The organism is Chryseobacterium sp. MYb264, assembly GCF_035974275.1.
Lineage (GTDB): Bacteria > Bacteroidota > Bacteroidia > Flavobacteriales > Weeksellaceae > Chryseobacterium.
In genome coordinates this window covers 4755809-4781660 of record NZ_CP142422.1, presented here as the reverse complement: position 1 = coordinate 4781660, position 25852 = coordinate 4755809, and the positions used below count along the sequence as shown (strand labels likewise).

The 25852-nt window shown below is 34.8% G+C and carries 21 protein-coding genes, 4 tRNA genes and 3 pseudogenes; 5 read left to right on the top strand and 23 right to left on the bottom strand.

The features are described from left to right. Positions 1–391: 391 nt before the first annotated feature. The 3 genes from VUJ46_RS20995 to VUJ46_RS20985 all read right to left on the bottom strand — a co-directional run bounded on the left by VUJ46_RS20995 (position 392) and on the right by VUJ46_RS20985 (position 2737). The gene (locus VUJ46_RS20995; protein WP_326982610.1) at positions 392–1642 is read right to left on the bottom strand and encodes a site-specific integrase; all 1251 of its coding nucleotides are present in this window, start codon (positions 1640–1642) and stop codon (positions 392–394) included. A gap of 238 nt (positions 1643–1880) precedes the next feature. Next, positions 1881–1954 (bottom strand) — tRNA-Asp (locus VUJ46_RS20990). 492 nt (positions 1955–2446) lie between these two features. Continuing rightward, positions 2447–2737, bottom strand: coding sequence for a hypothetical protein (locus VUJ46_RS20985; protein ID WP_326982609.1), 291 nt, complete (start codon positions 2735–2737; stop codon positions 2447–2449). A 164-nt stretch (positions 2738–2901) separates the two neighbouring features. On the opposite strand from VUJ46_RS20985, the gene VUJ46_RS20980 reads away from it, so the two are divergent. The 4 genes and pseudogenes from VUJ46_RS20980 to VUJ46_RS20965 all read left to right on the top strand — a co-directional run. Further along, positions 2902–3543 carry a GntR family transcriptional regulator gene (locus tag VUJ46_RS20980; RefSeq protein WP_326982608.1) on the top strand — a complete coding sequence of 214 codons (642 nt, stop codon included), beginning with the start codon at positions 2902–2904 and terminating at the stop codon, positions 3541–3543. A gap of 463 nt (positions 3544–4006) precedes the next feature. Then, on the top strand, positions 4007–5620 hold the full coding sequence (locus VUJ46_RS20975; RefSeq protein WP_326982607.1) for a serine hydrolase: 1614 nt from the start codon (positions 4007–4009) through the stop codon (positions 5618–5620). Positions 5621–6602: 982 nt separating this feature from the next. Continuing rightward, positions 6603–6875, top strand: coding sequence for an NUMOD4 domain-containing protein (locus tag VUJ46_RS20970; protein WP_326982606.1), 273 nt, complete (start codon positions 6603–6605; stop codon positions 6873–6875). Positions 6876–7509: 634 nt separating this feature from the next. Next, positions 7510–8503, top strand: a pseudogene (locus tag VUJ46_RS20965) (IS256 family transposase); the annotation flags it as partial. Between the two features lie 10 nt (positions 8504–8513). On the opposite strand, the gene VUJ46_RS20960 reads toward VUJ46_RS20965, so the two are convergent. After that, the gene (locus VUJ46_RS20960) at positions 8514–9854 is read right to left on the bottom strand and encodes an IS5 family transposase (RefSeq protein ID WP_326981209.1); all 1341 of its coding nucleotides are present in this window, start codon (positions 9852–9854) and stop codon (positions 8514–8516) included. Positions 9855–9974: 120 nt separating this feature from the next. Here VUJ46_RS20960 and VUJ46_RS20955 point away from each other — a divergent pair. Continuing rightward, a pseudogene (locus tag VUJ46_RS20955) lies at positions 9975–10184 on the top strand (transposase); the annotation flags it as partial. A gap of 81 nt (positions 10185–10265) precedes the next feature. Here the strand turns inward: VUJ46_RS20955 and VUJ46_RS20950 are convergent. From VUJ46_RS20950 to dapB, 19 genes and pseudogenes are all read right to left on the bottom strand, one after another. Further along, positions 10266–10658: a DUF2255 family protein gene (locus tag VUJ46_RS20950; RefSeq protein ID WP_326982605.1), complete on the bottom strand. Its 393-nt coding sequence runs from the start codon at positions 10656–10658 to the stop codon at positions 10266–10268. A 29-nt stretch (positions 10659–10687) separates the two neighbouring features. Continuing rightward, a pseudogene (locus VUJ46_RS20945) lies at positions 10688–11875 on the bottom strand (IS3 family transposase). Positions 11876–11902: 27 nt separating this feature from the next. After that, positions 11903–12253 (bottom strand): Arm DNA-binding domain-containing protein, encoded by a 351-nt coding sequence (locus VUJ46_RS20940; protein WP_326982604.1) that lies wholly within the window; start codon positions 12251–12253, stop codon positions 11903–11905. 1077 nt (positions 12254–13330) lie between these two features. After that, positions 13331–13404, bottom strand: a tRNA-Asp gene (locus VUJ46_RS20935). A 37-nt stretch (positions 13405–13441) separates the two neighbouring features. Further along, positions 13442–13515 (bottom strand) — tRNA-Asp (locus VUJ46_RS20930). Positions 13516–13549: 34 nt separating this feature from the next. Next, positions 13550–13623: transfer RNA gene (locus VUJ46_RS20925), tRNA-Asp, on the bottom strand. 133 nt (positions 13624–13756) lie between these two features. After that, positions 13757–14071, bottom strand: coding sequence for a thioredoxin (gene trxA, locus VUJ46_RS20920; protein ID WP_326982603.1), 315 nt, complete (start codon positions 14069–14071; stop codon positions 13757–13759). 85 nt (positions 14072–14156) lie between these two features. Then, complete coding sequence (locus VUJ46_RS20915; RefSeq protein ID WP_326982602.1) at positions 14157–15332, bottom strand: cysteine desulfurase family protein; 1176 nt, start codon at positions 15330–15332, stop codon at positions 14157–14159. A gap of 2 nt (positions 15333–15334) precedes the next feature. Continuing rightward, positions 15335–15811: a protease complex subunit PrcB family protein gene (locus VUJ46_RS20910; protein ID WP_326982601.1), complete on the bottom strand. Its 477-nt coding sequence runs from the start codon at positions 15809–15811 to the stop codon at positions 15335–15337. A gap of 23 nt (positions 15812–15834) precedes the next feature. Then, a complete protein-coding gene (locus VUJ46_RS20905; RefSeq protein ID WP_326982600.1) occupies positions 15835–16422 on the bottom strand; it encodes an HAD family hydrolase in 588 nt (195 codons plus the stop codon). 129 nt (positions 16423–16551) lie between these two features. Beyond that, complete coding sequence (locus VUJ46_RS20900; RefSeq protein ID WP_326982599.1) at positions 16552–17277, bottom strand: SDR family NAD(P)-dependent oxidoreductase; 726 nt, start codon at positions 17275–17277, stop codon at positions 16552–16554. Then, positions 17277–18593 carry an FAD-binding oxidoreductase gene (locus VUJ46_RS20895; protein ID WP_326982598.1) on the bottom strand — a complete coding sequence of 439 codons (1317 nt, stop codon included), beginning with the start codon at positions 18591–18593 and terminating at the stop codon, positions 17277–17279. Before VUJ46_RS20895 ends, VUJ46_RS20900 begins: the two co-directional genes overlap by 1 nt. Next, positions 18593–19480 carry a decaprenyl-phosphate phosphoribosyltransferase gene (locus VUJ46_RS20890; protein WP_326982597.1) on the bottom strand — a complete coding sequence of 296 codons (888 nt, stop codon included), beginning with the start codon at positions 19478–19480 and terminating at the stop codon, positions 18593–18595. The genes VUJ46_RS20895 and VUJ46_RS20890 overlap by 1 nt, the downstream gene beginning before the upstream one ends. A 106-nt stretch (positions 19481–19586) precedes the next feature. Continuing rightward, positions 19587–20276, bottom strand: a complete 690-nt coding sequence (locus tag VUJ46_RS20885; protein ID WP_326982596.1) for an OmpA family protein — start codon at positions 20274–20276, stop codon at positions 19587–19589. Positions 20277–20297: 21 nt separating this feature from the next. Next, the gene (locus tag VUJ46_RS20880) at positions 20298–20792 is read right to left on the bottom strand and encodes a hypothetical protein (protein WP_326982595.1); all 495 of its coding nucleotides are present in this window, start codon (positions 20790–20792) and stop codon (positions 20298–20300) included. A gap of 127 nt (positions 20793–20919) precedes the next feature. Beyond that, complete coding sequence (locus VUJ46_RS20875) at positions 20920–22599, bottom strand: S8 family serine peptidase (protein WP_326982594.1); 1680 nt, start codon at positions 22597–22599, stop codon at positions 20920–20922. 9 nt (positions 22600–22608) lie between these two features. Beyond that, a complete protein-coding gene (locus VUJ46_RS20870) occupies positions 22609–23223 on the bottom strand; it encodes a WbqC family protein (RefSeq protein WP_326985115.1) in 615 nt (204 codons plus the stop codon). 60 nt (positions 23224–23283) lie between these two features. Next, positions 23284–24942 (bottom strand): signal peptidase I, encoded by a 1659-nt coding sequence (lepB, locus tag VUJ46_RS20865; protein WP_326982593.1) that lies wholly within the window; start codon positions 24940–24942, stop codon positions 23284–23286. 110 nt (positions 24943–25052) lie between these two features. Then, on the bottom strand, positions 25053–25754 hold the full coding sequence (gene dapB, locus VUJ46_RS20860; RefSeq protein ID WP_326982592.1) for a 4-hydroxy-tetrahydrodipicolinate reductase: 702 nt from the start codon (positions 25752–25754) through the stop codon (positions 25053–25055). Positions 25755–25852: the final 98 nt, after the last annotated feature.

The window sequence follows — 25852 nt, the reverse complement described above, 5'->3', positions numbered from 1 at the left end:
GAAAGTAAAGCAGTATATAAGATGCATTCCAGAGAATTTTTCAAACCTTGCTTCATACAATTATTGGAGCAAAAAACTTGCAATCGTGAGTTCGATCAAATTGTAATCTTAAAAACCTCAGTGGTTATTCCTTAAAATACAATGGAAGTTATTATATTTGACATACAAAACGAATCAAAAACCTACATTTTCAAAGTGAGTAATTCGGTGAGTAGCCGAAGCCTCATCTTTTAAAAAGGTTGATAAATAAAGAGATTTAAAGAGACAGTTTGAAACCCTCCAAGAAGAACTTAACAATCCTTAACAAGCAAATAATAAATTATGCGGTCAATATATTTTTGATTTACCATTTGTCAAATTGATGCATTTTCTCTTACATAAGCGTGACCCTTTAAGTAGTTATAATATTGTAGTTTTGTTGAAGAATCTTATCAAGGAATTTTTGTTTTAAAGAAATCATATCTTCACTCACTTTACTATCTAGAATCTTGGCATAATGCTGAGTTGTTCTCATATTTTTGTGACCGAGCATTTTACTCACACTCTCGATGGAAACCCCATTTGATAAGGTAACTGTAGTCGCAAAGGTGTGACGTGCTATATGATAGGTTAATTCTTTATTGATGCCACACAGATCAGCAATTTCTTTCAGATAAGCATTCATTTTTTGGTTGCTAAGAATAGGAAGTAATCTTCCACTATTTACACAGGTCGGATGATTTTTATATTTCTCAACGATACATTCTGCTTGGGCAAGCAATGGAATGTTAGAGGTTGTTTTCGTTTTTTGTCGCTTGGTAAAAATCCATCGGGTTCCATCTAATCCAATATTGATGTTGTTGGTAGTTAACTTTCGAGTATCAATATATGCCAGCCCCGTATAGCAGCTAAATAAAAAGATATCTCTGACCATTGATAGTCTCATATTTTTGAAATCTTTGGTAAAAAGTTTTTCTAACTCCTGCTCATTAAGAAATACTCTTGTTACTTCATCAAATTTTGAATCATAATTCATAAATGGATCTTTTTCCAACCAACCATGATTCAAGCAAATTCTGATGATCTTCCCAAAGTTCATAACATACTTTACGGCTGTATTGTTACCACAAACATTTTCAGTTCGTAGAAAAAATTCAAAATCATTGAGAAAGGCATAATTAATTTTTCTAATATCAATATCAGAAATATCATATTTCCACTGCAAAAATTCTTTGGTATGGCTTAAGCAGGTTTTATAGCGGGTTAAGGTTCCCTTAGCGTACTCCTTCCCTACTAACTTCTCCATTCTGTCGTTATGATCCTGAAATATTGGTATCAGCATTCGATTTTTTTGATCTCTGCCTAATAGTCTGTTCTTAAGAATTTCACAGCTTACCGGTTCACTTTCCCTTATTAGTGTATGATAGGTATCATAAACTTTCTGTTCAAATGTTTTAAGATAAAAATTAAGTGATTTACATTCTTCTGAAGATCCTTTTACACTTTGAGCTTGGCAGTTCCATTTTGAAGGCAATACGGTGCGTTTTGTACTGATTTCAGAAATTTTACCGTCAATAGTAATTCTCATGTAGATGGGTGCTTCTCCCTGAGTGTTAATTTTAGCTTTTTTGAGATAAAAAAGCAGGTTGAATGTCTTATTCATATGTGCCGTTTTTAAAAATTTTAAATTAAATTCATTAAAAACGTCCCACAAGATGTTCAATTTATGAACAAGCTTTCTTCTTACTTTTCAGTGACCTTTTTTCAACCTTTCTAATAGGTCACTGAATAGGTCACTTTCAGGTTGTGGTTTTTTAGCTCCATTTGGAACAGGCACAAAACAAAAAATGCTGTAAAACATCTATTTTACAGCATTTTGTACTATTTTGATTTAATAGTTGCGATCCGGACGGGACTCGAACCCGCGACCTCCGCCGTGACAGGGCGGCATTCTAACCAGCTGAACTACCGGATCATTTTTAGATGCCAAAACTTATGAGATCTGAATTGATTTTTTTATTCATTAAAAAACCTCATTCATGGACTCTTTACTGTTCTTTTATCTTATCAATCTACAGATTTCTTTTAAATAAGATGAAGAGTGTTTGTTTTAACTGGTGCAAATATATGTATATTTTCCCTTTTTGCAAATAATTTCAAAAGTTTATTATTCAATTTTCCTTAAAACACAGGTTGTCAAACACAAAATTTTATATACTTTCATGCTAAAATATAATTATTGACAGCAATCATTATGAATCAGTGATCCCAAATTCTTCCCCCAATATTCAAAACTGAACTTAAAACCTGTGATAAAATTTATTTTTCAAGCTAAAATGGACTGCTAATAAAAAACTTTTTTAACCAATTCACCATTGTCTTCGGTCAATTTCAAATTTTTCCCTTCCCCATTTCCAGCTCATGTAGTCCGGGGTCACCTCTCCATAGTTTTAAAATTCAGATAGATTTAAAAACTATACTGATAGCCAACAGTATAAATTATTTCATTGACATTGAGATTTTCAACGTCCTGATCTGAATTTCTTAATATCAGGATAGAATTAAGATCAAAACTGTACTTTTTCCACGGCATATAGCTTCCTCTCGGTCTAAAATTCACGACATCGATAGCAGCCGACGAACTTTCTGAATGGTTACAAGAAGCTTCCACGCTTTTTTTAAAGCTTTTTATCCTTGGGAAATGACTTCGATACGGTAAACGCTGGCTCCCAGATGTTGGAGATTTGCGATGCCTCATACATATACTTACAGTTAAAAGAGATGGCTATATTCATCCTTTTTCAGGAAAACCAAAACTGTAATTGATATTGAATTTTATTAAAGCTATTTTAAAATATAACGAAAAATTAAATTATCTAAAAAGAATGACTATATTTGATTTTTGTATACAATATACAATTTATGATCACACAGGAACTACTTAAAAGTCAGATAATAAAAGAGCTATGGCAATTGATTATTGAGGGTAAGATAATGCCTAACGAACCCATGCGGGAAGTTCAACTTGCATCGTTACTGAATATTAGCCGCACACCTCTCAGAGATGCACTTCAACAACTGGAATGGGAAGGAATAGTAATTTCCGAACCAAGAAAAGGATTTCGTCTGTCAAAATTTTCAGAAACTGATATTTCTGAAATTTATCCATTACGAGCGAAATTGGAATCTTTTGCTTTGGAACTGTCCGGTATTCCTGCCAAAGGGGTTTTGGATGAACTCAAAAAAATTAATTTAAAAATCCTCAATACAAAGTCCCCCAGAGAAGTTGTTGAACTAGATGAATCTTGGCACATGTTATTGATTGCAAACTGTCCCAATAAAAGATTGCTTAAAATAATAAAAACACTGCACCGTCAGTCACAACGTTACGAATATGCGTATATGGCGATGAAAAAAACAGTACAAAAATCCAGTCATCAACACGAAAATATCATTCTTCAATTACAAGAAGGACAATTAATCAGAGCCGCAGAATTACTTGCCGAAAATAATTTAGTCGGTATGGATACCATGCTTACCTGGTTGCAATCTCAGAATAAGTAAAGAATAGAAGTAATAAATAGGGTAAAGAAATATAATATTTCATTTTTCAGCACGATAATTCAAACATTTGTACGAGATATGATTAAGCTTACATCTCATATTGAAAGTATCATAAAGATCGATGTTTTTATTGAAGAAAAAAAGTTTTTTTTCTTCGATAGAGATACTTCTTAAACAATTATTTAGCCTCAGTTTACTCATACCATTAACAAAAAATCTAAAGATGTATAAGAGAATCCGGAATGGGCAGACAAATGAGAAAAGCTCAAAAAACAGAATGTATTTCACTCTGGAAGCGCACCACCCAACTGTTGTATCCGGGATCGAAGAATATTATGCCCGGAGAAATAGTTTAATATAAAATTGGTTGTAAGACATATTATTTATGGTTGGGTTTTGAATGTTGATGCAATCAGTCAATATATTTCCACGGGAGATCTAAAAATGAAAAAGTCCGGACAGAATGCCACGTTACAACAATTTAACAAAAAAAATAATAGGTCAAAATCATAAAATACATAATATGAAATATAGTATCACTCTCCTACTAATCCTCTTGGTGTTCTTTCCCCAAATGGCAATTTCCAACACGCTGTATCCAATCACGGTGAATGATAAAACAATTGTTGGGGATAGCCTGGGTATATATGGAAAATCTTTTGAAAAATTAACTCATCTAATCAATCAGTATGCAGAAAATGAGATGAAAAAAGGTAATATCAACTCGATTGCTTTGGCCATTTATAGAGATGGTGACGTTTTTCGCAATTACTATGGTGAGCTAGACAAGAATTCCGGCAACAAACCCAACGATAAAACGCTTTATGAGATAGCTTCCATTTCAAAAGTATTCGTTGGTTCATTAGCCGCGCAAGCAGTTTTAGAGAAAAAGATCAGATTAGATGATGACATCAGAATCTACTTAAGAGGAGACTACAAAAATTTAGAATTTGAAAATACACCAATTACAATTAAGAATCTGTTGACTCATACCCTGGGATTTAAAACAAAAAAAACAAAAAAACTGGAAGAAATCAACAAAAAAACATCTGAAGGCTATTATAGAGGTAAAGCGTTTGATTATAATATGTCTGATTTTTTAGAAGAACTACAGACGGTAGAATTAGATAAAAAGCCAGGCACATTCTATGATTATAATTCGATAGGTTCCGAACTGGTTGCTTATATATTAGAACAGGTTCATCATAAATCGTATACAATCCTGCTACAAAATTTTTTAAATGAGCTACATATGAACAACACATTTCTGCAAAATTATCAGGAACATGCCCAATATCTGGCAAACAGTTATGACAGCTCTGATCAATTAGCTCCATTGGATAAAAATCCTTTATTAGGAGGGGGCTACGGAATGATCACCACATTACCTGACTTAATAAAGCTGATGAAATTTCAGTTAGAAAGTGATCATCCAATAGTAAAAGAATCGAGACGTATCTTGTATAAAGATGCGGAAAATAATGTGATGGGTTATTTGTGGCAGGATATGGGCGTGGGTAAAGAAGAAGGTTTTTACTATTCAAAAACCGGTGATTCTTATGGTGTCAGAAGTGGCATTTTAATTTGTCCGGATAGTAATTACGGTCAAATTATCATTATTAATAATCAATCTGACAAAGCTCTTGCAGATTGGGAAACGCTGTATAATAAAATAGAAACGGATTTGATTAAGTTTCCAAAAATCAATTTAAAATCAGTACTAAAAAATCAATTTTTAAAAGATCCTCAAGCTGCTAAAAAGCAATTCAATACCCTTAGCAAACAGAAGGATCATTATTTTAACTCAAATCTTCAAGATTTATTAAATAGTCTAGGATATGATATATTGTATGATGATAAAAACGTCAATAAGGCGATTGAAATATTTGAATTTGCAACAAAAGAATATCCAAAAAATGCCAATTTATTTGACAGTCTTGGGGAAGCATATTTTGTGAACAAAGTCTATGATAAAGCCATTTTGAATTATCAGAAATCACTTAAGCTGAATCCGAAAAATAATAACTCACAAGAAATGCTTCTTAAGATTAATCAACTTCCCTCAAATTTAAATTAGGATTTTTCCAAAATTTATCTGTTGAATCAAAATCACTATTTTCTGTATGAAAATAACCACTCTTTCCTTCTTCTTATCTATCCTTATTAAAGAAAGTAAAACCATAGACGTGGATACTTAAAAAGTAGCTGGTTTTCAAAAATTAGAGATTCTAAAGCCATTATCTAAAACTTCAAAATCGCCAAGTGATTGAATTTCATAAAAAAAATATAAAGAGGCTGTCCAAACTTTTTGGACAGCCTCATTTTTATTGAAGCAGTTGTCTGCTTAAAGGGAGATCACTCAGTACATCTAATTTTCGCTTTGACTTTAAGCTGTGTAAAAAATGTAGAAAAGATTGAAATTATAAAATTAAGATTTCTCATAAAATATAATAGATATTTGCACATATCCGATTTTCCAAAAATTGAGTATCTCTGATGTATGCTTATACTAAGGTAAATTCAATAGTGTAATCTGAATACTCAGCTTGTGAAATAGCCTGGGCATATTCAAAATTGTACTCCTGATCTTATTTTTTCCGGTAAACATTATTAATATCTTCATGGATCGGATCGTTCGCATTTAGTTTTATTCCGTTTATTTTCAATATTTTATCTCCGTACTTGATCTCACCTTCTTTAGATTGCTCAAGTTCCCCAAACCAGCCAGCTCTATATAATTGAATGTTTTCATTTTGCAGAAAGCCAAAATCATTATCGAAATAAGATGTAATCTGGCTTTATTGATTTTTTATTCAAAATTTTCTTCTAAAACTGAAGTTAAATCTCTATTTTTATAGTCTTGACTGATATTGGTGTGGTTAGTTGATTGCCTAGGAAACATCATCTAATTCACTAAAATCATCTATTTACATAAATTTAAAACGAGTTAATTTGCAGATTTTTATCAGATTATGTTTTTTTGTCATGTACTAAAAAAATTTTGTTTTAAATTAGTTTTTGGATGATCTCAAAATAATTTACAATAAAAATTTCCAATAATGAAACTATCTACCGAATTAGGAGATGAATATGTAAACACAGTTCTTTCTAATCTTTCTCTGAACGATCTTTCGAATGAAGAATGGAAGCTGGTAGAAGGTTTTGAAAATTATGCTGTTTCAAATTATGGCCGTATAAAAAGCCTGGAGCGATGTGTTATAAATTCTTATGGGGGAGAACATCAACTCCTGGATATAATTATGAAATTACAGGTTACACGGTATTACAATAACTTGAAAATTAAAAACCCCGATTTTCAGCTAAAATGCTAAATTTCGGGGTTTACTTTGTTTAAAAATACAAATTAATTTACTGATATACAATAAATTGAATATTTTACGAATGTGCCTAATTAATTTAAAGAATTTTTGGCACTCTGAAATAGCTCAAATTAATTATATATAGCTATAGCCCAAACCAATCAAGGTAATAAAAATGCATAATTCCAATCGCCAAAAATATCATAATATATAAAGGAATACTGCTTTTGAACACTTTGATTAATGAAATAACAAAAGTAATGATAGAAAGGAGTAATGATACTTTATATAATTGAAAAGCAAAATTCCATTTTGAAGATAATCCAAAGGATAATAAGTAAAAATTATCCTTAAGTGTACTATTAATTCCTAATCCTAAAGAAATTGTAAACGCTATTAGGAGTAAAGATGTTAAAAATAGTAGAAAAACATTCACATTTATTTTTCCTTTTTTAGAAATAATAGTAAATAAAGCACCTATAAACACAACAAAAATAACTAGTAAAGGGATAATCAAAGGAATAAAATAGGTAGTGTCTCACTAACTGTGTAAGTTAAAAAGTTATTCTGGAAAATTTGAGCCCTTAGAGCTCAGAAATTTTACGGAAATAACTTTTTATTAATTTTAAACCTACATAGTTTTATAATGGACAAAGAAGAATTATTAAACAACAAGGATTTCTATAAATCCTTCAAGAGTGGAGAAGATTTGACCTCTTTCTTCAGGGAACTACACAAAAAAGCCGTGGAGCATATGCTGGATGCAGAGCTGGATAGCCATCTGGACAACGAAAAGCACGGTAAAACAACTACAGGAAATTACCGAAACGGACATGGGACCAAAAAGATAAAATCTTCTTTTGGCGAATCTGAAATCAAAGTTCCCAGAGATAGAGAAGGTAGTTTTGAGCCTGTACTAGTCCCAAAAAGACACAACATTATCGAAGGTCTGGAGAATATTATTATTTCATTCTACGCCAAGGGAATGAGTGTGAGCGATATCGAAGAGCAGATTAGGGAAATGTATGATTTTGAGGTTTCTACCTCTACCATATCGAGGATTACCAATGCCGTAAGCCAGCGAAATGATTACCTGGCAGAACCGTCCCCTTGAAGATCTATATCTCATTGTTTGGATGGATGGGATTGTTTTCAAAGTAAGAGAAAACTCCAAAGTCATTAATAAAACCATTTATCTGGCTGTAGGATTAAACCGCGATGGTAAAAAGGAAGTTTTGGGAATGTGGCTTGGAAAAAATGAAAGCTCTGCCTTTTGGATGGGCGTTCTCACGGATTTAAAAGCACGTGGCGTGGAAGATATCCTCATTACAGCAACCGATAATTTAAATGGGTTTACCCAAACGATCCGTTCTGTCTTTCCTGAATCTCAAACCCAGATTTGTGTCGTTCATCAAATCAGAAATGCATGTAAATATGTTGTTTGGAAGGATAGAAAAGAATTTTCTGCCGATATGAAGCATATTTATACAGCGCCAACAAAACAGGCCGCTGAAGCTGCCTTAAATGATTTTGCAGCAAAATGGGAAAGTAAATATTCTTATGCTATAGCATCCTGGCGCAACAATTGGGATGAGCTTACTGTTTTTTTTGAATTTCCTCTGGAGATCCGTAAAATTATTTAGTCGCTCCTTAAAAAGCTGTTTTTTGACTTTGAAAATTATATTTGCCTAAAAAGATTCGGAGAACAAGTTCGAGCCAAAGAAGAATTTGTTGTTTGATTTGATTCAATCTCATCTTCAAATTGTATCCAATCCCTGCTAATAATGCATTATTAATATCTCCAGCCACTCCTTTCAGGAAGTTTAATCCTAAGGAGTGGTTTCTTTTTAAATGAGAGATACAAGGTTCTATGGCTGCTCTTGCCCGGAATCTTAATCTGGCTACTTGTTGCCCATATTTTGTTTTTTCTTTTTTTGCGGGAAGCAAAATTGCTGTTCCTTCCACTTCTTTGATTCCTTTAAATCCTCTGTCTGTAGTGGCTTTCGTAGGTCTTGTTCCGCCAACGGATTTTCTTACCCTCTCACTCTGTGCCAATGATTCTTCAAGAGTTTTACTATCGTGAGGATTGCCAGAAAATCTCTTTACCGAGCTGATGATCCCTGTTTTCCGACCTCTTACTACTGCTACTTTTGTCCCAAACTCGTATGCTTTTCCCGATTTTCCTTTCGCAATACACGCAACTTGTGGCTCGTGAAGACTGTAAATTTTATCTTTCGTGGTACGTTCTTGGGTGAGTGCTTTAAGGTAAATTTTAAAAACGTCTTCGTAGCCTTTCAAAACATCTTTAGGAAGTTTTCTTTCCAATTCCCGAAGAACTCTTTTACCAATCGTCCTGAGCTTTTTCCTCGCCATTTTTGCCTTCTTCTGTCTTCTGGGATGATGTCCAAAAAAAGCGTCCCGCAATAATTGTTTGCTCACTCTTCTGTAGCTTTGTCTTTGTACAACGCTCTCTTTTTCTGCTATTTTTCTACAATTGTCGATTACTTTTTTTGCTAATTTGGCATCGGTAGGAAAGGTAATGTTCTTCTCCTGAACCGTCGTATCTACCTGAACTTCATCTTCTGTTTTGGCTTTGGGATGGAGAGAAACGCTTTGTCCCAAAAGAAATTCCAAACCCTTATCTCCAATTCTTTTTCTGAAGTGTACAAAATTGCTCGGATCGAAAGGCTGCTCTGTCTGGAAAAAGGTTTCTCCGGTAAAATATTGCCAATACGCATTCTCAATCCATCTCTCTATTACACTTTCATCACTTTCTTTAAACATTTCCTTGAGCAAAAGCATTCCTGCTATTTTACGGATAGCAATAGAAGGTCTTCCGTTTTCTGAAAATAATTTCTCAAACTCTGACTCCATTTTATCCCAGGAAATCTCCCCAGCTAATTTTACCACCGGATGCTCCATATTAATAAGCTCCGTAAGCCTGGTCTTGAATAAATTCTGCTGTAAATCCTCTCTTATTTTGCCTAACATTTTGCCACTTTTTATATCCTAAAAATACAATTTATTGCAATTTTTTACAACGATTTTTTACGAAATATAAGTGCATAAAAACTGATAATCAAAATATTACTTGGTTTTTAAGGAATGACTATTTATACCACTAATTTAATTGAAAATCTCAATGGGAAAATCCGTAAATACACCAAAAATAAAATGTCGTTTCCAACAGATGATGCTGTAATGAAATCAGTCTATCTGGCTTTAAAAGAAGCAACTAAAAAATGGACTATGCCCATTCAGAATTGGGGGATTGTTCTTAATCAATTTATGCTTATTTTTGAAGATAGGCTCACATTATAAAATCCAAGCCTGACTTTTTAACTTACACACTTTATGGGAGAGTGTCTTTAAATGACTTCTTTGAAATGATTTCAATACTAATTAAGAGTTTGATGAATCTCTCATGATAAATTCCATGGTATAATCATTATATTTTGGTTCCGTTATAGCCTCCACATAGTATTCATTTTCTTTCTGTGTATACTTTGTTTTATATGCTTTATTAATTAATGCATTAGTTTCTGAATCAACTATGATCTTTCCTTCAACATCAATAATCTGGTCACCAAACTTTATTTGCCCTACTCCTAGTTCTCGAAATGTTGTAAACCAGCTTCTTTCACTCATCCCCCAACTTCTTGCAAAAACTCTTTGATTCACAGAAACCATCCATATATCAAGAAAAGCACGATCGCTTTTCCCTCCTTTTATTCCGATAAGAGTATTTTCTTTTATATAATCTAATAGTTCCTGCGGAATTAATTTTTCAGTCATATTTTATAGTATTTGTAATCTTACCCAACTTAGGCACACTCAAAAGTAGAGTTTTTCTTTATTAATTTACTGTTGTCATTGTTAAAATTTTGTTGGAATGTGGGAAAATCCTTAGAGTTATTGTTTTTGATTTTTCCATATTTCAATAAAAAGTCTCTGGGCGTGAGGTATTGTAGCGCACTGTGAGGCCGCTCATTGTTGTACATCCACATCCAGGTTTCTGAATAATTTCTCATTTGTTTTTAAGTTTTCAAATAGATAAACATCTAAGAATTCTGTACGGAAAGTTCGGTTGAATCTTTCTATCAGAGAGTTTTGCGTTGGCTTTCCGGGCTGAATGTAATGGATGATAATTCCGTTTTTTTCGCACCAGTCTTTCAATTTTTCTGCAATAAACTCCGGACCGTTGTCAACTCTTTTCTTTTCAGGTTTCCCACGCCAGTCGATCAGTTGTTCCAGTTGTGAAACTACTCTTGCTGACGGCAAACTGGTATCGATGGTAATATTCAAAGTTTCTCTGTTAAAATCATCAATGATATTAAGGCTTCTCACGCTTTTACCATTCTCCAAAGTGTCGTGCATAAAATCCATACTCCACGTCACATTGGGATACATCGGACGAAGTAAGGGTTCCTTTATCCTTGCCGGAAGTCGTCTTTTTCGTTTGCTTCTCAAGTTCAGCTTCATCGATTTGTAAATCCTGTAAACCCGCTTGTGATTCCACCCAAAACCCAAGTTTCTCAAACGGTGATGCATCGTCCAAAATCCCCAGGTCTGGTGCTGGTTTGCAAGCAAGAATAGTTCCTCCCGAATTTTGTCGTCTTCATTGTTTTTCTTCTTCTTGTAATAAAATACCGAACTGTTTATGATAAAAAGTCTACACGCATTCCGAGTGCTTATCCCGTGTTCTGATCCGGAATAAACAACCAGTTCCCGCTTCTCGGAAGGTGTTAAAGCTTTTTTGCGATCACATCTTTCATCACCACATTTTCCAGCGTAAGTTCCGCTACGATTTTTTTGTACTGCGAAAGTTCCTTTTCAAGTTCCTTCATTTTGGAGAGTTGCTGCACATCCAAACCTCCATATTTACTCTTCCATTTGTAAAATGTCGGCTGGCTGATGCCATGCTCCCGGCAGATCTCATTCACTGTTTTACCTTGATTTTGTTCAGATAGGATCTTAATAATCTGAACTTCTGAAAATTTACTGTTTTTCATAGTCTTCCAAATTTAAAAACTATATTTTTAAATGTTCCAGTTTTTCGGGAAGATTACACGTCTGTTTTGGTCTTTGCCCAATAATCTATTTTTAAGCAATTCACAGCTTATCTTTTCATTTTCCCTTATGAGAAGATGATAGGTATCATAAACTTTCTGCTCAAATGTTTTAAGATAAAAATTAATTGATCTGCATTCTTCTGAAATTCCTTTTACGTTTTGGGCTTTACTGTTCCATTTCGATGGTATTATAACGCGTTTTGTACTGATCTCAGAAATTTTACCATCAATGGTAATTCTCATATAGATGGGTGCTTCTCCCCTAGTATTGATTTTAGCTTTTTTGAGATAATAAAGCAAATTGAATGTACTATTCATAGAGTCCCATTTTTAAAAATTTCAAATTAAATACATTAAAAACTCCCCACAAGATGTTCAATTTCTGAATAAGCCCATGGATAGGCTTGGTCTTACTTTTTCAGTGACCTTTTAACACCTTTTCAAGAGGTCACTGAATAGGTCACTTTCAGATTGTGGATCAGTTTCAAAACTTGGGGAGAAATTGTTTAGATGTATTTTTTGTCACGAATGCACGAATATTTTTATTCCCCACAGATCGCAGATTTTCAGATGCTGCTCTATTTGTTGGTTTTTCGCAGAGACGCAAAGATTTTTTTTAATACTTGATGTTTTTAAGGCGCAAGGATTTTATCAAAGATAAAATTGAGGGCAGTATATTATCGCCACGGATACTCGAATATTTTTATTCCCCACAGATCGTGCAGATTTTCAAAGATGCTGCTCTATTTGTTGGTTTTTCGCAAAGCCGCAAAGATATTTTTTAATGCTTTATGTTTTTAAGTCGCAAGGATTTTATCAAAGATAAAATTGAGGGCTGCATATTATCTCCACAGATACTCGAATATTTTTATTCCCCACAGATCGTGCAGATTTTAACAGATGCTGCTCTATTTGTTGGTTTTTCGCAAAGCCGCAAAGATATTTTTTAATACTCTATGTTTTTAAGACGCAAGGATTTTATCAAAGATAAAATGGAGGGGTCTTAATATCGCCACGAATGCACTAATTTTGTTTCCCACAGATACAAGGATTTTCACAGATGATGCTGCTGATCTATTTTTGCTTAATCTTCGTGATCTTTTATAAGTAGAATGGCTTGGTGATACTTAAAACGGGAGTTGTCAAAAAACTTGGTGAGGCTTTGTGTTCACTATGTAAAGTGTAAGGAAAAGAATCTGCATCATTCGCAAAATCTGCGAGAGCAAAAAATTTCATCTTACATGATCTAAACTTTTTTGCCTAGTCGCCAACTTTTGTACTTGATTCGTCACATTCAGATTGTGTATTTTTGATTCTTATCGAATAGACATAAAATGAAAAAAGCTTTAAAACATATGTTTTAAAGCTTTTTGTACTACTTTGATATTGTAGTTGCGATCCGGACGGGACTCGAACCCGCGACCTCCGCCGTGACAGGGCGGCATTCTAACCAGCTGAACTACCGGATCAATTTTGTTTTAAAAGTAAATTGAAGAAAAACTTTTGCGATCCGGACGGGACTCGAACCCGCGACCTCCGCCGTGACAGGGCGGCATTCTAACCAGCTGAACTACCGGATCTAATTTTATTTTAAAAGTAAATTATAAACTTTTGCGATCCGGACGGGACTCGAACCCGCGACCTCCGCCGTGACAGGGCGGCATTCTAACCAGCTGAACTACCGGATCATTTTCGTTTTGTTGTAAGAACTTCGTTTCTTTTTTGTGATTGCAAAAGTACAACTTTTTTCCTTACCTGCAAATTTATTTCAAAAAAAATGCCTTCCAAAAACGGAAAGCATTCATTATCAAATTTATTATTTTACAAGTGCGCGCTTAATTTTTCAGCGATCACGTCTTTTGGAGCTACTCCAACGATTTTATCAACAACCTCACCGCCCTTAAAAATTAGAACTGTAGGGATATTTCTGATACCATATTGCATAGAAATTTCCTGATTGTTGTCTACATCTACTTTTCCTACTACTGCTTTTCCTTCGAAATCGTTTGCTATCTCTTCAATGATTGGTCCCAAAGTTCTGCAAGGTCCACACCATACTGCCCAAAAGTCTACTAATACCGGTTTGTCTGATTTTAAAACCTCCTGAAATGAGCTATCTGTAATTTCTAAAGCCATTTTGTTTCTTTTATTTAAATTAATATTATATTCTCTTTTTTATCCTTAATTGGATATTCAAAATTACTGTTTTTGAGTAATAAGACTATCTATGCTCAACATTTGTATTTTCTATAACGAAATCTTTAGAGATCTCCTTCAAAGCATTTACAAAAACATCAATATCCTCTTTAGTTGTCATGTGGCTGAACGAAATACGAAGCGGTGTACAAAGATCCATTTCGTCTTCAGATAAAACCATCATCATTACCATTGAAGGCTTAGATGCCCCCGAAGAGCATGCACTTCCCTGTGAAATGGCAATACCTTTCATATCCAATTGAAGCCCGATTAACGGGTTTTTATACGGCAATAAAGCGCTTAAAACCGTGTAAAGACTATTTTCCTGCTCAGCACTTCTTCCGTTGAATTTAATGCCCGGAATTTCCGCTAAAAGCCTTTCTGCAGTATAGTTTTTAATTTCCTGCATGTGGTTGGTGTAAGCTTCCATATTATTTAATGAAAGTTCCAGTGCTTTACCCAATCCTACAATTCCTGCTACGTTCTCAGTTCCTGCTCTTAAGCTTCTTTCCTGAGGTCCTCCGGTAATAATTCCTTTCAAACCGCTGGATTTTCTGATAAAGGCAAAACCAACTCCTTTTGGACCATGGAATTTATGTGCACTGCAAGAAGCAAAATCAACCTGAATATCAGACAGATCTAAATTCATGTGAGCCATAGTCTGTACCGTATCCGAATGGAAAAGTGCATTATGTGCCTTGCACAATTCTGCCATCTTCTTAATGTCAACAATATTTCCAATCTCGTTATTGGCGTGCATTAGGCTTACCAATGTTTTTTTATCTGAAGCTTTTAAAAGTTCTTCTAATTTATTAAGATCAATATCCCCTTTTTCGTTCGGGCGGATATAGTTTACCTCTACTCCTTTTCTCGCCTTCATATCAAGAATACTTTCAGAAACACATTTGTGCTCCAAAGGCGAACTGATAATTCTTTCTACTCCAAGGTGCTCAACGCTTGATTTTATAATCATGTTGTTCGACTCTGTTCCGCAAGACGTAAAAATAATTTCCGCGGGAGTTACATGAAGATAATCAGCAACCTGCCTTCTCACATTCTCAATCAAAATCTTGGCTTCCTGTCCAAAACTGTGGGTGGAAGAAGGATTTCCGAAGTTCATCTTCATGGTACCTACCATGGCATCGATAACTTCTTCTGAAAGTGGTGTAGTTGCAGCGTTATCTAAATATATCTTGTTCATTTTTATTTTGAAGATTTTAATTCTACAGAGGTGAAATTGTACGTTGAAGGAACAGTAAAGATGATATAAGGATTAGAAATCACCTGTATCTGCATCTCGCCCTGTTCTACATAAGGAACCTCAACATACAGCACATTATCTTTTACAGACACACTTTTGATCGTGGCAATCCTATGATCCCCCGATCTGAACATTCCCAGATTATATAAAACTACTTTTTTATCTTTAGGAAATTTAGTGGTTTTTGCAGGTTCCGTATTACTACCTTCAACGATCAGCCGAACAGAATTTCCCTGCATGGCTTTCTGCAGTTCTGATTCATTTTTGATAATTTTAAAACCAGCCTGATCCGCACCACCTTGTGATTCGGAAGCAATGATCTCTGTTTTTGTCTGCATGTCTGATGACTTTTGGGATGTATTGCCTGTACTTGCACAACTCAAAAAAGTTGCAAAAGACAAAATAATTAGTCTTTTCATTTTTACATTTTTATCACCCAAAATTAGTGAAAAAATTGGTAATGACCTTCATTTGCCCATTTCAGCATCTGCTTGTCGCCCGAGGTATCTCCGAATGCTATGATTTTATCGTATTTATGGTCGTTAATCTCTGCTTTTATCCTTACCAGTTTCTCCTTTCCATTACAGTTTCTTCCAATGAAATTACCCGTAAAAAAACCGTTTTTAAACTCTGCACGGGTAGAAACCAGCTGCATCTGGAAAGCTTCTGCGAAAGGCTGGGTCCAAATATCCAGCGAAGCGGTTACCAGTAAGCTTTGTGTATTGTTTCTATCCATATTATTTATAAAATCTAATGCGTTCTCTCTTACGATTTTAGGATAGTGTTCTTCAAAAAACTGTTTTGCTTTTTTCTCGATTTTTTCCTGAGACTGACCTTTAAGAATTGAACCGATAAAGCTTTTCTTTACCTTTTCAGTCTCAGCTAATTTTAATTTTAATAAAATAAAAAGCGGAACGTGTCTCAAAAATTGTACACGAAACTTAGCAGAATCATAGAACTTAAGATACATAAACATGGTATCTTTATATGTAAGCGTTCCGTCGAAGTCGAAGCAATACAATTTTTTCATTGGAGTTTTTTGTCTGGTTTAAATTTCATAATCAAATTATTCTAACGCAAAGATTTCAAAGATAGTATTCAATAAAAAACAATAAAACAGAAGCGTTAGTAAATTTTGTATTAAATTAATGAAATTATTTTAAAGCTTTAATTTTTTAAATATAAATTCAGGGATATTTCTGATAATCATCATAATAATAGCCCAGATCGGTAAAACGTAAGCTACATTTTTTTGTTTTTTATAAGCCTTAAAAATGCAGTCAGCAGCCTGTTTAGGCGTAGCGGTCAATTTCGGATTTAAAGGCAGCCCTTCTGTCATTTTAGTTGCCATGAATCCCGGTTTTATGGTGAGAACATGCACTTTTTTATCGAAAAGATAATTTCTTAAACCACTTAAATAAGCGGTAAAAGCGGCTTTGGCACTTCCGTAAATAAAATTACTCTGCCTTCCTCTCTCACCTGCTACTGATGACAAACCGATGATGGTTCCCGATCTTTTACTTTCAAACTTCTGAGCGAAATAATTCATCAGCGGAACCAGTTTTCCGTAATTGATATCAATAATTCTTTCCGTATTTTTATTATCATAAAGGCCTTCTTCTGTTCCTTCACCCAAATAACCTGTAGCACAGAAAATAAGATTTGAGTTGACATAGTCCAGCTGATTATAATCAATAGGTTTCATGAGATCTAACTCTATCACTTCAGATTGTTGCAGAAATTTCACATCAATATGCCTTGCAAACCTCTCTGTGGTTTCTTTATTTGAGGTAAATAGATAAATTTTTTCAAACTTTTCGCCTTCCTGTAGAGCTTTTTCAACAAAAGCCTGCGCCACCTCCGACGTACTTCCTAGAACTATCATTAGCTGTTATTTATAATTCTTTTGTGCTGCAAAGACACAAATTTTGAGCTTTGAACATTTTTAAGATAATTGGTAAGAGACGATCTGCTCATGCTGTCTTTTGTAAGATAGATCTTCCCGTTATATTCCTGAACAATGTCGTCTAATTTATCTATTAATTTCTTCAGTTTTGAATTTACTTTAAAATCGAGCGCCAGAGAATATCCTTCAAAAGGAAAAGAATTGTATGCCTGTGGATTTTCTTTTCCGTAAAGCTTTAATACAGCCAGAAAAGAGCCGTTACCACTATTGGCAATTGTTTCCAAGATCTTTTTCATTCCTTCTTTTCCCGTTTCTTTCGGGATCATCATCTGATATTGGATAAATCCCGATTTTCCGTAGATCTTATTCCAGTCGTTCACGAAATCCAGAGGATAAAAAAAGGTTTCAAAATCGGTAAAGCTTTTCACCTCCTTTTTAGACTGTTTTTTATAATATAGAAAATTAAAAATCTTAACGGTTAACGCGTTTAAAACAAATCCCGGAAAGTAAAAAGGAACGGTAGGTTCAAACTTTTTCTTCAATCGTAAAGGATTCTTCTTAAGATTCTCTGGAAGCTCATGCTGAAAGGCATGTTCACCTCTCATCAAAATACTTCTTCCGATATTCCCCCCTTTCTGAAGACAGTCGATCCATGCAACGGTGTATGTCCAGCTTTCACTTTCTTCAAATAATCTGAAGATCTCGTCAAGGTTTTCAGCTTTAATACTTTCCTGACGAATATAAGCAGACTCAATGTTTTTCAATTTAAACTTTGCTGAAAGAATAATTCCCGTAAGCCCCATTCCACCAATGGTAGCCCAGAATTTATCTGAATTTTCTTCTCTTGAGCATGTGATGATATCCCCGTTTTCGATCATCAGTTTAAAATCGATCACATATTCTGAAAAACAGCCTTCTGCATGATGGTTTTTACCATGAACATCAGAAGCAATAGCACCTCCGACAGAGACAAATTTCGTCCCCGGAGTAACATATAAAAAATATCCCTGAGGAACAGATATTTCCAGAACATCGGAAAGCAAAACCCCGGATTCGCATTCAATAATTCCGTTCAGGCGATCAAAACTTATAAATTTATTTAATCTTTTGGTTGAGAATATATGTTCACCCAATGAAGAATCTCCGTAACATCTTCCATTTCCGCGAGCAATTACTTCATTATGGTTTAAAACAAAATCTCGTATATTTTTGAAGCTGTCTTCAGACTTCATTTCTTTTTCCACAATTGGAAAATTGCCCCAGTTGGTGACTTTCTGTACAAAATTCGGCTTCATTATTTTTTAAAATAGATTTGGATTAAAAATGCAGCGACCCATAATATCAGGGTAATCTGGATATAACGGTCTCTGTACACAATTTTCGTAGGCGATTCGGTACGGTTGTACACTAAAGTTTGCTGTAAATACCTCAGAAAGGCAAATACTACAAAAATTACAGTGTAGAACACCCTTTCATGAAATCTTGCCTGTACTTCAGGAGACAAAGTAAACATCAGATAACAAATAATCGCCAATGTCACCGATATTGAAAGAGCGATATCCGCGAACTGTACATTATAGCCATCCAGTGCCTTTCTTGTTTTACCTGAAACCTGCGCATTGATCAGTTCTCCCCTTCTTTTCCCGATGGCTAAAACCAATGCTAAAACAAAGGTCAGCAAAATAGCCCATTGTGAAATATTGATTCCCGTAATATAGCCTCCTGCCAAAACTCTCAGTACAAAACCAATTGCAATGATGCAGATATCAATGATTGGAACATGTTTTAATCTAAACGTGTACGCTAGATTCATCACGAAATAGGTCGCAATAATGGCGGCAAACTTCCAAAGATTTTCCTGAAAACAGTTTTGAGCTAAGAATATTAAAGCAACATCTATAATGATAATTCCCATAAGAATGCCTATAGCTGTAGATTTTGATATAGCTCCACTAGCCAAAGGTCTTCTTCTCTTTTCGGGATGCTTTCTGTCGGCTTCAATGTCATTATAATCATTTAAAATATAAACAACACTTGCTGCCAAAGAGAAAATAATAAAAGCAAAAATACTCTTACTTAGTAAATCTGAGTTTTGAATACTGCCTGAAAAAAATAGAGGGACAAATACAAAGAGGTTTTTCACCCATTGTTCTACGCGAAGCAGTTTTAGATATTTCTTCATTTATGTGATATCAGTTACAAAAGTAGTCAATTCAAAATTATTCCATAAAAATACAAAAAAAACCGCCGAAGCGGTTATTTACGAAAATATTTATATATTAAATTAACTACTGCCCTTGTTGAGCATCGTTAATCATTTTTTCATTTGCGGTAATGGCGAACTCCACTCTTCGGTTTTTCGCTCTTCCGGCTTCTGTATCATTGGAGGCAACCGGTTGGTTTTTCCCTTCACCCAATGCAAATAATCTTGAAGAAGCGATTCCTTTACCAGACAAATAAGCTTTTACAGAATTTGCTCTTCTTTCAGAAAGTTTCATATTGTAGTCGTCCGCTCCTTTGCTGTCCGTGTGCCCGTAGATATTGATATTGGTATCCGGGTTATTCACAAGCACCTGTGCTAACTTATCCAGATTTGTCTTTGCGGAACTTGTAAGCGCAGAAGAATCAAAATCAAAGTTAACGATACTTTCATTCAGGGTAATTTTAATACCGTCCCCTACTCTTTCCACTTCAGCACCCGGCAAAGTTTCTTTAATTTCTCTGGCCTGCTTATCCATTTTATTACCGATCACATTACCTGTAACACCACCGATAATACCACCTAAAACTGCCCCTAACGCAGCATTTTTACCTTTACCCACGTTATTACCCAAAATACCTCCGATAACCGCACCTGAAGCAGCACCTACTGCTGTACCTCTCTGCTGGTGGTTAGAATTCTGTACGGCCTCACAGCTTGTTAATAATAAAGCTGATGATAAGAAAAGGGCTCCTATATATGTTTTTGTAAATTTCATTTTTTTGTCTTTTTATATTAATTATTTCATTCCTGCTCTTTCAAAGTTGTAAACAACTCTTACATTTTCTCCATCAAAAGGAATATTTTGTTCTAATGTAAATTGATCTGTAGATTGATTTGTTAATGTCAATTCGTAGCCTGCAATATTTTGTTTTGCTTTTGTACCGTCAGCAATTTTCTTAAATCCGAAAGTATTTCCGTTTTTTGAATCAATTTTAATGGGTTGAGTAAATCCTGCTCCACAATTTCCACCTCCACTCACCGTATAAGCACCGGTCCAGTTATTTGGAATCAGTCTCCAATGGCTACCTACGAAGCACTGAGCATCCAATCCTTCGTCAAAAGGCTTGATCTTAAATTTCTTATCGTAATTAATGCTTACGATCTGCCAGTCTCCCTTCATTTTTAAAAACTCCGATCTTTGGCTTTGTGCTGTCTTTGCATTATTAACGGCGGAACACGACACTGCAAAAAGTGATGTTCCCAACATTCCTGCAAATAGTAACTTTTTCATAATTGTTGTTTATTATTTTATATACCATAAAGTTATAAAAAAGTGTGCCAAAATTGAAAAATAAAAATAAAAAAAGCCCGAAAAATTCGGACTTTCTATCTTTCAACCTTAAATACAGGAAGATATATTACTTTTTAACAGTCTTTTTTACGGATTTTGCAGGCTTCTTCACTGCTGAAGATTTTCCCTGATAGAAATTAGTGAAAGCATATTCTGCTGCTCTCTTTACATCAATAACCCCGCCTGCCTGTGAAAGATCTCCAAAACCGTTTTCTGTACTTGCGTTGCTAGATTTTTCCAAAGACTCAATTACCTGCGCCGGCGTAAGGCCCGGCATATAAGCCAATAATACCGCTGCAGCACCTGCCACTACGGGAGAAGCCATGGAAGTCCCCTGTAAATATTCATATTTATCATGCGGAACAGTGGAATAAATTTCTTCACCCGGCGCAAAAACATTGACCATTTTCTTGTTGAAATTAGAAAAACTTGCTCTCAGTTCATTGTTTCTATTTGTACTAGCTCCTACTACCAAAACATTGCTTACAAATGGTTTATCATCAGTAATATTTTTAAAGTTGGTAGGATACGCTAAATGTTCTGCAACATCTTCGTTTTCGTTACCAGCTGCTTTTACCAAAAGAACGCCCTTGTCTTCAGCATATTTAAAGGCATCCCAAACCACATTTTTTCCTGGAGAAACAGGTTTACCAAAGCTCATATTTAAAACTTTAGCACCATTATCAACAGCATAACGAATCGCGTTGGCAACATCTTTATCTCTTTCATCACCATTAGGAACTGTTCTTACCGACATGATCTTAGCCACTTTAGAAGCTACCCCATACTGAACTTCTTTTCCTTGCGGAAGACCCGCGATAATACCTGCAACGTGTGTTCCGTGTCTTGCATCAGGACCTTCATAATGGTTGTTTCCGTAAATTCTTTCAGAATAATCATCGTAGTTATCGCCTACAATTTCTTTTCTCGGATCAAAACTAAGGTCATATTGCTGAGCTTTAGGAGTGTATTCTTCCAAAGCATCATTCATATCTTTTGTAATCTTAGCCTCAAAATCCGCACCTGATTTCCCCTTCATTCCGGGATCCTGCAATAGTCTTTGCAAGACCTCAAAGGCAATAGCATCTTTCTGATCACTAGGTTTTACAGTACTCAATGTTTCGGACGTTAAAGGTTTTCCACCCAGCAGTCGCACCATATTAGGAATAAGCTCTTTTATCATAGTAAATGTCTGCAATCCCTGTCTCCCTTCGACACTGTTTTTAGTAAACTTGTCTTTAGACTTCATGTACATGGCAAACTCTTCAGGCATTTTAGCTTGATTGGCTTTATTTTTTGTAGAATCGTCACCTTCGAAAATAGGTTTGTACTTAGCAACAACACGGGTTACCTCCATATTATCGACATCAATATCGGCATTCTTTCCACCGATGAAATTCCATCCGTGAACATCGTCAATATATCCGTTTCCATCATCATCTATACCGTTTCCAGGAATTTCATTAGGATTTGACCAGATATTTTTCACCAATCCTGGGTGATCTACCTGTACTCCACTATCCAAAACGCCCACCACAACCGGAGTTGCTTTAAGACCTTTAGATTCTAAATATTTATAGGCATTTTCTGTATTTACACCATATACTTTAGAAGTTGCAAAATCCTTATGATACCAGGTCATCAGGTCTTTATCCTCTTTCGTGTCAGCAGTTTTACCTTGAGCATCCTGAGCGAACGCAAGGTTTAATCCCGTCAAAAAAACAGCAGCTAATAATACCTTTTTCATGTGAGTTAATTATTTAATATTTTTAATATAAGTCAAAGACTCCGGTCCTTTGTTACATATTAAATCAAGAACCGACAGATCTTTTAAAAACCCTAATTTATCCGTAAATGTTTGATAATATTCATCCATTTCATATTCGGACGGTAATTTCGCAGAAAATTTCTCACGAAAATTAATCTCGTCAGGATTTTTGATATATTCTACATTCAAAGAGTGTGCCTTTTCCGTTTTTAAGATCTGCTGAATGATTTCTAAACCTTTAAGGTTAAAATCTAACAGAAATTTTTCTTTCAGATCAAATATTTTCCTGAATTTATCTTCGTAATATTCAAAATAAGGAGAACTCTGATAAGCTGTCTTGATCGATTTCCAATGAAGGTTCTGCCAATCTTCACGGTAAGAGATCTCTATATCTTTGAATTCTCTTTTTCCGTTATGCTGAATGGGAATAATTAATGAAAGCTTCCCATTTGCCCCATAAATATTGGCTCTGTTTCTGTACGTTTGCTTTGGAAAATTTTCAAACTGCTCAAAAACAACTTCATTTTCAGGATTTAAAAACTCTGAAAACCATGAAATTGGCGGTAAATAAAATACCGGTAATAATATATTCTGCATATTCATCATACAAAAATGAAGTATTTTTTCAAATACTTCATTCTATTTTTAAATTTATTTTAGCTCTTAATCGTCTTCTGATTTCTTCTTTCTGAAAACTTTCACGAAGTAATCCCATCCGAAGAATAAAATCAAAATCATTGCTGCGATCCACCAGTATGAAGTTTTATTGGCTTCTCCTGTGTTGGTTGCTTTAAACATCCTATCCCAACGAATTTTCCAAGGCGCCTGATAAGAAGAACTAGCATCTTTGAACGCCCCCTGAATACTCATCCAGGTAAACATTGGTTTTCCAACGATATTCTCTTCAGGAACGAAACCAAAGAATCTGGCATCCAAAGAAGCATCTCTGTTATCCCCAACCATCATATAATAATCCTGCTGAATAGTATATTGGTTGGTTTCTTTTCCGTTGATGAAAATCTTTCCGTTTTTATTTTCTAATTTGTTGTGCTCGTATTCAGAAATGATCCACTGATATTCAGGCAAAGTTTCCTGATTGATCGCTACAACATCTCCTTTTTTAGGAATTTTCAATGGTCCGTACCAATCCTGATTCCAAGGTTTATTGATTGGGAAAATAGATTGAGTGGTATCAATACTTTTTGTATAAGCAGTTTTATCAGCATTTAATTTATAAGAAACTGTTGCTGAATCTTTAGGGAAAATACTTTCTTCCATACTTACCACGTTCGGTAAAGTTTTGATTTCAGCAGCCGTTTTATCTGTTAATCCTTGGAAAGCATATAAAAATCCTTTATCAGTCTGCATTTCTCTTACCGGTAAAAACCCGTAAGTATTATATAAACTAGGAATATCCAGTTGAGTTCCTGTATTCACGGTATAAGCATGCTGAACCTCCTGATCTCCCAAAACTGTTTCAGGCTTTCCGTTTACGAAAAGTCTTCCGCTTCTCATTTCGAAAGTATCTCCCGCAACAGCTACCAATCTCTTTACATAAGGATCTTTTCTGTCAATTGCTGTATGCACAGAGTCACGAGGGTAATTGAAAACAACTACATCATTTTTCTGGGGCTTGCTAAACTGGAAAATTCTTTCGTAAGGAAGTTTGATTCCGTCAACATAAGATTTAGGATCATCTTTAGGATTTCCTTTTTCACCAGTATCCATAATTGTTCCCTGTAAGAAAGGAATTGCTACAGGACGCATTGGCAATCTGTAACCGTAGCTCCATTTATTTACGAAAAGGAAGTCACCAACAAGCAAAGTTCTTTCCATAGACCCCGTTGGAATCCCGAAAGGCTGCGTTACAAAAACGTGGATGATGGTTGCAAAAACTACCGCGAAAGTAATAGATCCAACGAAAGTATCTTTCTTTTTTGAATTCTTCTCTTCATCTGTTAAGAAAAGCTCGTTTGCGTTTTCATCTTCTAACTCTACGTCTTTACCATAATTTACTGTTGCCATATAAATGAACGGAAGAATTACCGTAAGAAGCTGATCTTTAAAAAGAGTCTTCCCGAATTTTTTCATTAAATATAAATGAAAAACAGACATCATAATGGGTCCCACGATTGGCAAATATGATAAAATTGCCCACCATTTCGGATGTTTTGTCTCTTTTAAAACAATGAAATAATTATAAAAAGGTATAAAAGCAAAAAGCGGATTATATCCTAATTTCTTGAACAGCTTCCAAGTTGAAATTCCCATTAATACAGATAAAATGAGAACGTAGACTGTATAAGTTAAAAAATAGTTCATAAATTTTTGTGCCTAATCTATAATATGAATAATTGGTAATAAGCAATGAATAATTTTTACTGCCTCCTATTGTTACCAATTAGTTTGCAATGTAGCGATTTTGTTACAAATTAAAGTCCCAAAACGTCTTTCATTCCGAAATTTCCTTTCTTTCCGATGATCCATTCTGCAGCAACTACAGCACCGAGAGCAAAACCGTTTCTATTGTAGGCTGTATGCTTAATCTCGATTTCATCTACTTCACTTCTGTAGAAAACACTGTGGGTACCAGGAACTTCATCTTCACGAATAGCAAAAATTCCTAATTGATTACCTTGAGTTTCTTCTAGTTTCCAGGCTTCAAATTTTGGATTGTGTTTAAAAATCCCTTCTGCGATAGAAATTGCGGTTCCGCTTGGAGCATCTTTTTTATGTACATGATGAATTTCTTCCAACTGACAAGAATATTCGTTCACATTCTTCATAAGATCAGCAAGTTTCTCGTTTAAAGCGAAAAATAAATTAACACCTAAACTAAAATTCGACCCGTATAAAAATGCAGTTCCGTTATCAACTGCGATTTGTTCTATTTCAGCTTTTCTTTCAAGCCAACCTGTTGTTCCGCAGATCACAGGAACTTTATTTTCAAGACAAGCTTTTACATTTTCGTAAGCTACTTCCGGCAAAGAAAATTCGATAGCAACATCAGCACCATTCAAATTTTCAGCAGTAGGAGTTTCTTTTAATCGGGCAACCACTTCATGACCTCTCTTTGTGGCAATCTCATCAATGATTTTGCCCATTTTCCCATATCCTACTAATGCTATTTTCATATTTTATTTATCTGCTTTTTAAACAGCTTATTTATTTAAAATTCTATTCTATTTTATCGCAAAGATCGTAAAGATTTTTTCTTAACGACTAAACGTTT

Coding starts and splice junctions, on each gene's coding strand:
- VUJ46_RS20995 (WP_326982610.1), bottom strand. CDS start 1,642: ATGAATAAGACATTCAACCTGCTTTTTTATCTCAAAAAAGCTAAAATT.
- VUJ46_RS20985 (WP_326982609.1), bottom strand. CDS start 2,737: ATGAGGCATCGCAAATCTCCAACATCTGGGAGCCAGCGTTTACCGTAT.
- VUJ46_RS20980 (WP_326982608.1), top strand. CDS start 2,902: ATGATCACACAGGAACTACTTAAAAGTCAGATAATAAAAGAGCTATGG.
- VUJ46_RS20975 (WP_326982607.1), top strand. CDS start 4,007: ATGCCACGTTACAACAATTTAACAAAAAAAATAATAGGTCAAAATCAT.
- VUJ46_RS20970 (WP_326982606.1), top strand. CDS start 6,603: ATGAAACTATCTACCGAATTAGGAGATGAATATGTAAACACAGTTCTT.
- VUJ46_RS20960 (WP_326981209.1), bottom strand. CDS start 9,854: ATGTTAGGCAAAATAAGAGAGGATTTACAGCAGAATTTATTCAAGACC.
- VUJ46_RS20950 (WP_326982605.1), bottom strand. CDS start 10,658: ATGACTGAAAAATTAATTCCGCAGGAACTATTAGATTATATAAAAGAA.
- VUJ46_RS20940 (WP_326982604.1), bottom strand. CDS start 12,253: ATGAATAGTACATTCAATTTGCTTTATTATCTCAAAAAAGCTAAAATC.
- trxA (WP_326982603.1), bottom strand. CDS start 14,071: ATGGCTTTAGAAATTACAGATAGCTCATTTCAGGAGGTTTTAAAATCA.
- VUJ46_RS20915 (WP_326982602.1), bottom strand. CDS start 15,332: ATGAACAAGATATATTTAGATAACGCTGCAACTACACCACTTTCAGAA.
- VUJ46_RS20910 (WP_326982601.1), bottom strand. CDS start 15,811: ATGAAAAGACTAATTATTTTGTCTTTTGCAACTTTTTTGAGTTGTGCA.
- VUJ46_RS20905 (WP_326982600.1), bottom strand. CDS start 16,422: ATGAAAAAATTGTATTGCTTCGACTTCGACGGAACGCTTACATATAAA.
- VUJ46_RS20900 (WP_326982599.1), bottom strand. CDS start 17,277: ATGATAGTTCTAGGAAGTACGTCGGAGGTGGCGCAGGCTTTTGTTGAA.
- VUJ46_RS20895 (WP_326982598.1), bottom strand. CDS start 18,593: ATGAAGCCGAATTTTGTACAGAAAGTCACCAACTGGGGCAATTTTCCA.
- VUJ46_RS20890 (WP_326982597.1), bottom strand. CDS start 19,480: ATGAAGAAATATCTAAAACTGCTTCGCGTAGAACAATGGGTGAAAAAC.
- VUJ46_RS20885 (WP_326982596.1), bottom strand. CDS start 20,276: ATGAAATTTACAAAAACATATATAGGAGCCCTTTTCTTATCATCAGCT.
- VUJ46_RS20880 (WP_326982595.1), bottom strand. CDS start 20,792: ATGAAAAAGTTACTATTTGCAGGAATGTTGGGAACATCACTTTTTGCA.
- VUJ46_RS20875 (WP_326982594.1), bottom strand. CDS start 22,599: ATGAAAAAGGTATTATTAGCTGCTGTTTTTTTGACGGGATTAAACCTT.
- VUJ46_RS20870 (WP_326985115.1), bottom strand. CDS start 23,223: ATGAATATGCAGAATATATTATTACCGGTATTTTATTTACCGCCAATT.
- lepB (WP_326982593.1), bottom strand. CDS start 24,942: ATGAACTATTTTTTAACTTATACAGTCTACGTTCTCATTTTATCTGTA.
- dapB (WP_326982592.1), bottom strand. CDS start 25,754: ATGAAAATAGCATTAGTAGGATATGGGAAAATGGGCAAAATCATTGAT.